Origin of the sequence: Zunongwangia atlantica 22II14-10F7, assembly GCF_002094855.1 — a bacterium.
Classification (GTDB): domain Bacteria; phylum Bacteroidota; class Bacteroidia; order Flavobacteriales; family Flavobacteriaceae; genus Zunongwangia; species Zunongwangia atlantica.
The window spans coordinates 16,653-28,484 of record NZ_ARYN01000013.1 but is presented as its reverse complement, the minus strand read 5'-3'; the positions used below and the strand labels follow the sequence as shown (position 1 = coordinate 28,484).

7 protein-coding genes are annotated in these 11,832 nt (G+C 36.1%); 2 read left to right on the top strand and 5 right to left on the bottom strand.

What is annotated here, in order from left to right; genetic code table 11:
- Window positions 1-114: 114 nt before the first annotated feature.
- Both rpsI and rplM read right to left on the bottom strand, forming a co-directional pair.
- The gene (gene rpsI / locus IIF7_RS14125) at window positions 115-501 is read right to left on the bottom strand and encodes a 30S ribosomal protein S9 (protein ID WP_084842350.1); all 387 of its coding nucleotides are present in this window, start codon (window positions 499-501) and stop codon (window positions 115-117) included.
- Entirely contained in the window at window positions 501-956 is a 456-nt protein-coding gene (gene rplM, locus IIF7_RS14120) for a 50S ribosomal protein L13 (RefSeq protein WP_084842349.1), read from the bottom strand. Before rplM ends, rpsI begins: the two co-directional genes overlap by 1 nt.
- A gap of 755 nt (window positions 957-1,711) precedes the next feature.
- Between rplM and IIF7_RS14115 the strand changes: the two genes are divergently transcribed.
- The gene (locus IIF7_RS14115; RefSeq protein WP_084842348.1) at window positions 1,712-4,786 is read left to right on the top strand and encodes a SusC/RagA family TonB-linked outer membrane protein; all 3,075 of its coding nucleotides are present in this window, start codon (window positions 1,712-1,714) and stop codon (window positions 4,784-4,786) included.
- A 54-nt stretch (window positions 4,787-4,840) separates the two neighbouring features.
- Window positions 4,841-6,376, top strand: coding sequence for a RagB/SusD family nutrient uptake outer membrane protein (locus IIF7_RS14110; RefSeq protein ID WP_245801646.1), 1,536 nt, complete (start codon window positions 4,841-4,843; stop codon window positions 6,374-6,376).
- Between the two features lie 174 nt (window positions 6,377-6,550).
- Here IIF7_RS14110 and polA read toward each other — a convergent pair whose 3' ends face one another.
- From polA to IIF7_RS14095, 3 genes are all read right to left on the bottom strand, one after another.
- On the bottom strand, window positions 6,551-9,379 hold the full coding sequence (polA, locus tag IIF7_RS14105; RefSeq protein WP_084842346.1) for a DNA polymerase I: 2,829 nt from the start codon (window positions 9,377-9,379) through the stop codon (window positions 6,551-6,553).
- A 114-nt stretch (window positions 9,380-9,493) separates the two neighbouring features.
- Entirely contained in the window at window positions 9,494-10,816 is a 1,323-nt protein-coding gene (locus tag IIF7_RS14100) for a sugar MFS transporter (RefSeq protein WP_084842345.1), read from the bottom strand.
- Window positions 10,817-10,834: 18 nt separating this feature from the next.
- A complete protein-coding gene (locus tag IIF7_RS14095; RefSeq protein WP_084842344.1) occupies window positions 10,835-11,809 on the bottom strand; it encodes an isoaspartyl peptidase/L-asparaginase family protein in 975 nt (324 codons plus the stop codon).
- Window positions 11,810-11,832: the final 23 nt, after the last annotated feature.

Below are 11,832 nucleotides of genomic sequence, written 5' to 3'. Positions count from 1 at the left end.
GTTAAGTATGGCCCTAATCGTTTAGATGCTAAACTAACTCTCGATAACAATGATCGAGATAACAACAAAATTTTTAATTTAAATGAACTTAATTGGGTAACTGCCCAATAAATATTAACGTTTAGAGAACTGGAATTTCTTACGAGCTTTCTTCTGACCAAATTTCTTACGTTCAACCATTCTAGGGTCTCTTGTAAGTAATCCTTCTGGCTTAAGAGTAGTTTTATTCTCTTCGTTAAGTTCTACCATTGCTCTAGATAAAGCAAGGCGGATAGCTTCTGCCTGTCCTGTGATTCCTCCACCATACACGTTGATTTTTACATCAAAAGAACCTGCGTTTTCAGTAAGATTGAAAGGTTGGTTTACTTTATATTGTAAAGTACTTGTAGTAAAGTAATCGTTAAGATCTTTTTTGTTTACAGTGATGTTCCCTTTTCCTTCAGAAACATAAACACGTGCAACAGCCGTTTTTCTACGACCAATTTTGTGAATTACTTCCATTACTTAAGATCGTTTAAGTTAATAGTTTTAGGTTTTTGAGCTTCTTGATCGTGTTCTGCTCCTGCATAAACCTTTAAATTACGGAAAAGTGCTGATCCTAATTTGTTTTTAGGAAGCATTCCTTTTACTGCTTTCTCAACAAGACGCTCTGGCGCTTTTGTAAATAATTCTGAAGCAGTTAGACTTCTTTGTCCACCTGGATAGCCTGTGTGACGGATGTATTCTTTAGCATCCCATTTCTTTCCAGTTAAGTTGATTTTGTCTGCGTTGATAACAATTACGTTGTCTCCACAATCAACGTGTGGGGTGAAGTCTGGCTTGTACTTACCTCTAAGGATTTTTGCTACCTTAGTAGATAGGCGGCCTAAAGTCTGTCCTTCAGCATCTACAAGTACCCATTCTTTGGTTACTGTCGCCTTGTTGGCTGATACTGTTTTGTAGCTTAATGTGTCCACACTAAATAAATTTACTTAATAATTAAACATTCCATTCCTGATCCCAAAGTTGTAGCATAGGGAAATTCAGGGGTGCAAATGTACAATTATAAATTTATATAGCAAATAGCAATTTTATTAAAAATTGGAGGGAAATATTTTGATAGTCAAATATATAAAGATTTTCATGGTTTAGGTAATATCTAAATTATCCTATTTATTGATTTTTGAATCAATTTTAAGATCATATTAGGGGTGTCGTAAGTTTTGTTTATCGGCAAAAGGATGAATTTGAGTGATAAAAGGTGTTAAAAAAGTTAAAATATTCTTAAATTTATTTTAAGTTTTTAAATTTGCATCCTGAAAATGAATTTGATAGCTCAAATCAAATGATATAATTTTTAGTGTTAGTCTGAAAACCTCGTTTGCAATGTAGGGTAAAGCAAACGGGGTTTTTATCTTTTAGAAATCTCTGCACACGAAACCTATAGCTTTTAATTCGAAATTTTTTTCGGTCTCTTTATTGGCTAAAATGATTCCCTAGACTTTACAATTTGACGTTTCTCAGTTAATTCGTTGGAATATGTTACCCTGATTTAGTTTTATACAATTCTTAAATAAATTTTATACGTAAACGTTTTGTTTGTTTTTAGGTTAAATAAAAAATGAATTATTCAGTAAAACGTGGTTTTTATTTCAATTTAGTAAATATAATGGCTCTTGTGAATCGATTGTGCTGAATTATTACATTTAGATTAACAAAAAAAGTTATTAATATGATAAAAAGATTACTGATTTACTTCATGTTCTTGATTTCTTATGTAGGGCTTGCTCAAGAGAAAGAAATTACGGGGGTAGTTTACGATGAAAATGGGATGGCTGTTCCGGGTGTGAATGTTACAATTCCGTCTATTAATAGAGGTGTTCAAACCAACTTTGATGGGGAGTACTCTATAAACGCTTCGGTTGGACAAAAACTTGTATTTTCATTCGTGGGATATGTAACAAAAGAAGTTACAGTAGGGGATTCCAATCAAATTAATGTTACTCTTGAGACCAGCAATGAGGTATTAGACGAAGTACTGGTTACTGGTTATGGGGGCATACAATCCAAACGCGAAGTTACTGGAGCAATCTCACAGGTTAAAGGAGATGAAATTTCAGATTTAATAACACCAAGTTTCGAGTCTCAATTGGCAGGTAGAGCCGCCGGGGTTCAGGTAACTACACAAAGCGGTATTATTGGTGAATCGCCTCGTTTTAGAATTCGTGGTATTGCTTCCATTACTTCTGGAACGTATCCACTTATTGTTGTAGATGGTATTCCTATTTATACCGGGGATGTTGGAGGTTATGCTTCTACAAATGCCTTAGGGGATATTAACCCTAATGATATAGAATCGATAGAAATATTAAAAGATGGTTCTGCAACAGCTATTTATGGTTCTAGAGCTGCGAATGGAGTTGTTTTAATAACTACAAAATCTGGTCGTGAAGGTAGAGTTTCTATAAATGTAAATTCTACGGTAGGTTTTGCTTCTCCAGAAAAATTTGATTTATTAGGGAGTCAGGATTTCGTAATGATTTCCAACGAAAAAAGGTCAAATAGAGGACAGGCAGATTGGGCTGCAGGGACAGATTTTGATACAGATTGGCAGGATGCCGTATTAAGAAGTAGCGCTTTACAGCAAGATTATGGACTTTCTGTTTCTGGAGGTACATCTAGTACAAAATATTATTTCTCTTTAGGATATACAGATCAGGAAAGTGTTGCAAATCCTAACGAAATGACTAGATATACACTTAGAGCAAATCTAGATCAAGAAGTTAGTAGCTGGATTAGTGTGGGTATGAATGCTGGTTTTACCAGAACAGAATACACAGGATTAAATACAGGAAGTAACTCTCTTTCTGGAAACATTTTTAGTGCAACAAGGCAACATCCAAACGTGCCGATTTATAATCCAGATCATCCTACAGGTTATAATATTGACTTTGAATTTGATAATCTTGTTGGAAGATGGGATAATATTGGTTTAATAGGAGATAATCTTCCTAATATTATGTATCCAATAGAGAATAATGATTTCTATTCTAAAATTAATAGATTAATCGCAAATGTTTACGCCGATATTTCACCTATAGAAGAAATTAATTTTAGAACTCAGGTGAGTGTCGATCAAATAGGAACTAATGGTTTCTTATATTATAGTCCAGTTCATGGAGACGGTCAGGGATCTAATGGCCGAGTGCAAAATAGTAATAATGACAGAGTACGCTGGAACTGGCAAAATATCCTAAGTTATAACGATACCTTTGGGGAAGATCATAATCTTGGAGTTGTGCTTATTACTGAATATCAAAAGCAGGAAGATCGTAGCTTCTCTGGTACAGGAACAGATCTTTCAAACGAGTTTTTCAATAGAAACCTAATTAGTGGTTCTTACGGAATTCAGGGTTCTGGAGGTGGTTTTTCAGAGAACGGGTTTATATCGTATGCGGGTAGAATTAACTATAATTTTAGAGAAAAGTATTTTATTCAGGGGAGTTTAAGACGTGATGGATTGTCTTCTCTACCTGAAGCAAATAGATATGGTACTTTTCCTGGAGTTTCTGCTGGTTGGACGATTTCTGAAGAAGCTTTTATGGATAATGTTGGTTTTATTTCAGATCTTAAGCTTAGAGGTTCTTATGGTAGAGTAGGGAATGTTTCAATAGGAAATTATCCTTATTTAGGTCTTTACGGATCTGCACAGTATGGGGATGCTAATGGTATTGCTTATGCTCAATTCGGAAATGATAACCTACGTTGGGAAACAAGTATTAAGTACGATTTTGGTTTCGATTTAAGAATGTTTAATAACAGGCTAAGTCTTAATTTTGATTATTTCTTAAATGATACAGACGATTTAATTCTAGATTTAGAAACACCAATGTCACTTGGTATCCCAGGGAATAGTTATAGTTCTAATATTGGTGCAATAGAAAATAGTGGTGTTGAAATCGCTCTTGAAGCACGAATGATCTCAACTGAAGATTTCACCTGGACTTTAAACGGTAACGTTTCTTTTGTAGATAACGAAGTTAAATCTTTAGTTAACGGTCAGGATAGGATTTCAGGTAATAACTATACAATAACCAGAGAAGGAGAATCGATTAACTCTATCTATGGATTTAGATATTGGGGAGTAAATCCAGAAAATGGAAACCCTGTTTACTATAAAGGAGATGGTAGCTTAGTACAAGGAAATATACCTACAAGTACTTACGCCGTGTTCGATCCTTCTAATCCCGGGGATGTTTCACAATCTGCAAGTTTAAGCTCTGTAGACGATAGAACAATACTTGGCAATAGTATACCAAAATTCTTTGGTGGTATTGGATCTAATTTTACCTATAAGAATTTTGATATGGGATTTTTATTCAGGTTTAGTGGTGGTAACAAGATTTTCAATGCTACAAGAAGAGATCTTTTAAACCAAAACTTTACAAATAATGGTACTGAAATTCTAGGTAGATGGCAAAGTCCTGAAAATCCTGGGGATGGATGGACGCCTAGATTGTGGGCTGCATCAAACACCTTTGTGAACCTAAGCTCTAGTGCTACAACAAGATTCGTAGAGGATGGAGATTTTATCAAATTAGACAATTTAAGTATAGGTTATTCTTTGCCATCAGATGTTTTAGAATCCATAGGTTTAACTAAAATGAGAATTTACGCTCAGGGTCAGAATTTTTGGATAATTACAGATTATTCTGGTGCAGATCCAGAGATGGAAGTTAATGGAGTAGATCTTAACTTAACGCCAAGATCTTCAGTGTTTTCTCTTGGGGTGAATATTGGATTGTAGAATTAGAAAATAAATATGAATATGAATAATAAAAAATATATAATTCTAAGTTTAATGAGTAAATCAGCTATTGTTGCCTTACTCCTGCTTTTCGCTTCTTGTAACGAAGAGAATGTCTTAGATCTAGAGCCTTATAATCAAATATCTGAAGATGCAGCTTTTTCTACTCCCGGTTTAATAGAGCTTTCTGTAACAGGAATGTATAACGCAGCACAAAGAGGTGATTATGGAGGGAATGGTCGTGGTTATCCATTTGGAGCTGCCTTTGTGCAACAAGGTGATAACCGTGGTGAAGATGTAGTAAATGTTGCTACTTTTTATCAGTTAACTTATACCGCAACTTACGATCAAACTACAGCTAATAATGTGTATTACTGGAGTGATACTTATCGATTAATAAATAGAGCTAATATCATTTTAGATGGAGTGAGTACTGCTGTTGAAAATGGTGTTATAGATGCTGAATTAGGTGATGAGTATTCTGGAGAAGCTTATTTTATGCGTGCAATTTCACATTTAGAATTAATGTTTCATTTTGCACGTCCTTATGATGATACTCCAGATGCAGGTCATTTAGGAGTGCCTTATAGAGATGTTGCTTTTACAACTGAAGCAAATATAGCTGACGGTTTAATGCAGGGAAGAAATACTGTTGCAGAGAATTATACAAGAATTCTGGAAGATCTTGATATGGCAGAATCTTTGCTGCCAACTCGTGATGAGCGCGGAGGAACAGCTGGGCTTATTAGAGCAACACAAGAAGCTGCTATCGCATTTAAAGTAAGAGCTTATTTACACATGAACGATTGGGATATGGTTTTACAGGAAGGAGAGCGTTTAATGGGCGTGTATTCTTTAACTGAAACACCTGGTGTACCATTTGAAAGTGGATACTCAAACTCAGAGTCTATATTTTCTATAGAAAATACAGCAAATAATAATCCAGGGGTTAACGCTGCTCTTGCATCTCAGTATAACCGAAGAGGTTTAGTAGTAGTTAGTCCTATAATCTGGAGAGATTCATATTGGTTAGAGGATGATCTTCGAAGAGAAGAAGGTTCTTTAATTTCTACCAGATCAGGAGTTAAGTATACTTTGAAATATAAAGATGATGTAACCTATACAGATCCTTCACCTGTAATAAGATTTGCTGAAACAGTATTAAGTATGGCAGAAGCTTCTGCTAGATTAGGTCAAACAGATGATGCTATCGAGTATTTAAATATGGTGCGTGACAGAGCCTTAGCTAATCCTGCAACACAAAGCTACACAGCTTCAGATTTTGCGAATACAGATGCTTTAGTAGAGGCTATTATTGCTGAAAGAAGAATTGAGTTTTTAATGGAAGGTCGCCGTTGGCCAGATATTCACCGTTTACAGAATGATCAATATATCGATTATGATGGTATTCCTCAAAAATACGCAAACTCAGTTCCTAATGCTGAAGAGTATGAATTGGGAACACCATTTGAAGGGCCTTATGGTGTACAGGCTGTTCCTTACTCAGATTATAGATTCTTATGGCCAATACCACAACAAGAAGTTAATAATAATCCAACCCTAGCCGAACAACAAAACCCAGGATGGTAATTTGAATTAGACCTCAATTAATATTCGAAGTTTTAGAAGCTCCCACTTTTCGGTGGGAGCTTTTTTTATTGGCACCGCTAAAGGGTATAATACCCCGAGGCTTCCCTCGAAATTAAAAATTTGTTTCCAACGAATGCCTCAAGGGCTTGCCCCGAGGTAGTTTTCTTAGTTCTGTTAATGTGCTTCAAGCCAATCCTGTCCAACTCCTAAATCTACATCTAAAGGTACTTTTAGCTGATAGGCGTTTTCCATTTCAGATTTTATGAGTTCTTTTACCTTATCTAGTTCAGGTTTGTAAACATCAAAGACCAATTCATCATGAACCTGAAGAAGCATTTTGGTTTGTAGTTTTTCTTCTTCCAGTTTTTTGTGAATATTGATCATTGCAATTTTTATAATGTCTGCAGCACTTCCCTGTATTGGGGCGTTTACGGCATTACGTTCAGCAGCACCTCTAACTACGGCATTCTGAGAGTTGATGTCTTTTAAATATCTTCTTCTGCCTAAAATAGTTGATACATAGCCGTTTTCTCTGGCATAAGAAACCTGATCTGCAATATAATTGCTAAGTTTTGGGTAAGTTTTATAATAAGTATCGATCAATTCTTTAGATTCAGCTCTACTTAAACTGGTTTGATTGCTAAGTCCAAAAGCCGAAACCCCATATATGATCCCGAAATTTACTGTTTTCGCATTACTACGTTGTTCTCTTGTTACTTCTTCAATAGGAACATTAAAAACCTGAGATGCTGTTGAAGCGTGAATATCTTCACCATCTTTAAAGGCTTTTATCATCGTTTCTTCTTCACTAAGAGCAGCGATAATACGTAATTCTATTTGAGAATAATCGGCAGCCAACAAAATATAATCTTCATTTCTTGGTACAAAAGCTTTTCGTACCTGTCTTCCGCGTTCGGTTCGAATTGGGATGTTTTGTAAGTTAGGATTGTTAGAACTTAATCTTCCTGTCGCAGCAATGGTTTGAACATAATCTGTATGAACTCTTCCCGTTTTTTCAACCTGTCCAGGTAAAGCATCAACATAAGTATTTTGTAATTTTACTAAGCCACGATAATCCAAAACGTGTTGAACAATATCATGTTCTGGCGCTAAATAAGAGAGAACATCCTCACTGGTAGAATACTGCCCTGTCTTGGTCTTTTTTGGTTTCTTTACTAAAGCTAATTTTTCAAAAAGAATAATCCCAAGTTGTTTTGGGGAACTAATTTTAAATTCTTCGCCGGCAGCTTCATAAATCTTAGCTTCTAATTCTTTAATATCGCGATCTAAAGCTTCAGAAAGTGATTTAAGAAAATCCAGATCCAGATTAATTCCTTCGATCTCCATATCTGCTAGGACTTCAACCAGCGGCATTTCAATGTCGTTAAAAAGCTTACGAGTTTTAGCTTCGTCCAGTTCTTTCTCGAAAAATTCTTTAAGCTGATAAGTAATATCGGCATCTTCCGCAGCATATTCGGTTTGTTCAGCTAAAGGAACATCGCGCATGCTTTTTTGATTTTTGCCTTTTTTACCTATCAATTCTGAAATAGGTTGCGGAGTATAATTAAGGTAGGTTTCAGCTAAAACATCCATATTATGGCGCATATCCGGATTGATCAAATAATGTGCGATCATTGTATCGAAAGTAGGCCCTTCGATATGGATACCATATTTGTCTAAAACTTTAATGTCATATTTTAGGTTCTGCCCAATTTTTTCAATTTCTGGAGATTCAAAAAATGGTCTTAGTAATTCGATAAGTTGCTGTGACTTTTCTTTATCCTCTTCAAACGGAAGATAATAGCCTTTACCAGCTTCCCATGAAAATGCAATACCTACAAGTTCTGCTTCAAGCGGATTCAAACTTGTCGTTTCAGTATCAAAACAAACCGATTTTTGTTTCATTAATTTCTGAATGAACAAACGCGTGCTTAAACCGGTATCAACTTTTTGATAGACATGTGGCGTATCTTTTAAAGTTTTTCGGCTGTTGGTACTTTCAATTTTTTCTGAAGTGTCACCGCCGCCAAATAACGAAAATTGACCTGCACCTGCAGTTTGCGCATTTTTCTTAGCGGAAGGCGAATTGGTCACCTGTGTTTGATTAGTTTCTTCTTCTCCGCTAAATAATTTTATAAATTGATCCTTTAAACGTCTAAATTCGAGTTCGTCGAAAAGTTCCTGAACTTTTTCTGAATCGGGCATCGAGAGCTCGTAATCTTCAGCATGGAATTTTACATCACAATCGATAATAATTCGGGCTAATTTTTTCGAAAGAATTCCCTGTTCGGCATTAGCTTCTACTTTTTCTCTCATTTTCCCTTTTAGCTTATCAGTATTCGCTAAAAGTTCTTCCATAGAGCCAAATTCTTTTAGGAATTTTTTTGCCGTTTTTTCTCCAACTCCGGGTAAACCAGGGATGTTATCTACAGCATCTCCCATCATTCCTAAAAAGTCGATTACCTGCTCTGGTCGCTCTACTTCAAATTTTTTCTGAACTTCAGGAATACCCCAAATTTCAATTCCGTTTCCCATTCTCGCCGGGCGATACATAAAAATATTTTCAGAAACCAACTGAGCAAAATCCTTATCTGGCGTAACCATGTATACTTGATAATTTTCTTTTTCCGCCTGTTTTGCGAGAGTTCCAATAATATCATCGGCTTCACAACCCGGCAACTCCACAACCGGAATATGCATAGCTTTTAGAATACTTTGGATATATGGGATTCCCTGCATTATCGGCTCTGGAGTAGCATCTCTGTTCGCTTTGTAATCTGAAAACATTTCAGTTCTTACCTGGCTACCTTCTTTATCAAAACAAACCGCTAAATGATCTGGTTTTTCTCTACGGATTACATCGAAAAGCGAATTCATAAAACCCATGATCGCTGAAGTATCAAAACCTTTGGAGTTTATTCTTGGGTTTTTTATAAAAGCATAGTATCCACGGAAGATTAACGCATAAGCATCTACTAAAAACAGTCTTTTTTGAGCGGCCATATTTTCTGGAAAATTTATGTGTATCTTCCCAAAACTACGAAGATAATGTTACACAAAAAGAAAACCGCTCATAAAAATGAACGGTTTTTATTTACAATATTGATCTTATTCAGTTTAAATTTCTACCTGTCTTTTTCGGTTTATAAATCCGTAGAAGAAAATGTAAGCATAAGCAACCATTACTAAAATAAAGGCTACGCTAAATCCAAATCTATCGGTTAAAAATCCAAAAGATGGCGGTAAAACAGCCCCTCCAACAATCATGGTACATAAAACACCAGATCCTTGTGGTTTGTCGTCTCCTAAACCATCTAATGCTAAACTAAAAATGGTTGGGAACATAATCGAGTTGAATAAACCAACAGCAATAATCGTCCACATTGCGATCACTCCAACTGATAGATTAGAAATATTTACCATTAAAATCGCAAAAGCTGCAAAAGCACAAAGTACAACCGCCGGGTTAAAGATTTTGGTTAAGTACGAACCAATAAATCTACCAATCATAGCGCCTGTCCAGTAAAAAGTAACAAATACTCCTACTACGGCCATGCTACTTGCATTCTCCAGGCCAGTATCTAAAATCCATTGGGCGATATTGCGTAAATATGGCGTTGATTTTATAATGTCTGAAAGTTCTAATGTTAAGAAGTAATTTACCATATAACTTCCTAAGGCAACTTCAGCCCCAACATAAAAGAACAATCCCACGGCTCCCAGCATTAGGTTTTTGTTTTTTAAAACCCTTCCATAGTCGTTAGATGCTGCTGTGTTACCAACCTTTGGTAGGTTTACAAAAGCGAAAACAAGTGCAATTACGGCGATAAAAATAGCAATACCCAAAAATGGTTTTTGTACTGCTCCGGCTTCAGCAATATAATAAGCTTTTTGTTCGGCTGCAGATAAAGCTTCAATTTCCGCAGTGGTCATAACCTTATCTCTTAAGATAAACAATGCTCCAATGGCTGGTGCAATAGCAGTTCCTAAAGAATTAAATGCCTGTGATAAATTAAGTCTACTGGAGGCAGAGCGCTCTGGCCCTAAAATGGTAACGTAAGGATTCGCGGCAACCTGTAAAATGGTGATTCCGCCGGCTAATACAAAGTAACCTAACATGAATATCCAAAAAACTCTATATGATGCTGCTGGCCAGAATAATAAGCATCCAGCAGCCATAGTGCTAAGTCCTAAAATTATACCTTTTTTATATCCAATTTTAGAAAGGATATATCCTGCTGGGATAGATAACAAAAAGAAGGCTCCAAAAAAAGCAAACTGTACCATCCCTGCCTGAAAATAACTAAGCGTAAATACTTCTTTTAATCTTGGAATTAAAGAATCTACAAGTACCGTAATAAACCCCCATAAAAAAAACAGAATTGTTAAGAATAGAAATGCGGTGCGGTAAGATTTATTAGTGTTGTTTTCTGTGCTCATAAATATTGAACCTGTACACTACAGGTGACTTTTACATTTTACGTTTTTGTTTTCTCCGTCCTGGTATTTTGCGTACGAGAATCCGTCGTGAATACTGTAACCACCAACTTCGCCATTTTTGTTTATAGCAATAAAACAGGCTTGAAAGTCGTTGTGATTATCGTTTTTCTTTACAATCCTTTCGATAGCTTCTTTACAGGCTTCCTGAGGGGATTTACCGTTTCTCATAAGTTCTACCACTAAAAAGCTACCAACGCTTTTCATAATGGCTTCACCCATTCCGGTAGCGGCTGCGGCACCAACTTCGTTATCTACAAATAATCCCGAGCCAATAATTGGAGAATCTCCAACACGACCGTTCATTTTGTAAGCAAGGCCAGATGTTGTACAAGCTCCTGCGATGTCACCGTCTTTATCAATACAAAGCATACCAATAGTGTCGTGGTTTTCTATATTGATTATTGGCTTGTATTCTTTTTCCTTAAGCCATTCTTTCCAGGCTTTTTCAGAATTTTCGGTAAGTAGATTTTTCTTTTTGAAACCATTTTGAATGGCAAATTGTAAAGCACCTTCACCGGCGAGCATTACATGAGGAGTGTCTTCCATTACTTTACGAGCAACAGAAACCGGATGTTCAATATTTTTAAGATAAACCACAGATCCTGCATTTCCGTTTGGAGACATAATACAAGCGTCTAAAGTTACATTTCCATCACGATCTGGTGCACCACCATTTCCAACAGTGGTATTTTTAAGGTTTGCTTCCTCAACCATAACACCCTGTTCAACGGCATCTAAAGCTGAAGTTCCGTTGTCTAAAAGTTCTCCTGCTCTTTTGGTAGCTTCGTGAAAATTCCAGGTGGCAATTGCTATTGGAAGTGAAGATTTTTTTGTGTTTTGATTCACCGAAAAATCCTTAGCAAAAATTGAAGGTGTTGTTCCTAACACAGCCCCCGTTATTCCTGCTTTTTTTATAAAATTTCTACGTTTCATGATTCGTAGCTATAAGGTTTTAG

Excerpts from the sequence above, each read along its gene's own strand:
- rpsI (WP_084842350.1), bottom strand. The coding sequence starts at position 501 with ATGGAAGTAATTCACAAAATTGGTCGTAGAAAAACGGCTGTTGCACGT.
- IIF7_RS14115 (WP_084842348.1), top strand. The coding sequence starts at position 1,712 with ATGATAAAAAGATTACTGATTTACTTCATGTTCTTGATTTCTTATGTA.
- IIF7_RS14110 (WP_245801646.1), top strand. The coding sequence starts at position 4,841 with ATGAGTAAATCAGCTATTGTTGCCTTACTCCTGCTTTTCGCTTCTTGT.
- polA (WP_084842346.1), bottom strand. The coding sequence starts at position 9,379 with ATGGCCGCTCAAAAAAGACTGTTTTTAGTAGATGCTTATGCGTTAATC.
- IIF7_RS14100 (WP_084842345.1), bottom strand. The coding sequence starts at position 10,816 with ATGAGCACAGAAAACAACACTAATAAATCTTACCGCACCGCATTTCTA.
- IIF7_RS14095 (WP_084842344.1), bottom strand. The coding sequence starts at position 11,809 with ATGAAACGTAGAAATTTTATAAAAAAAGCAGGAATAACGGGGGCTGTG.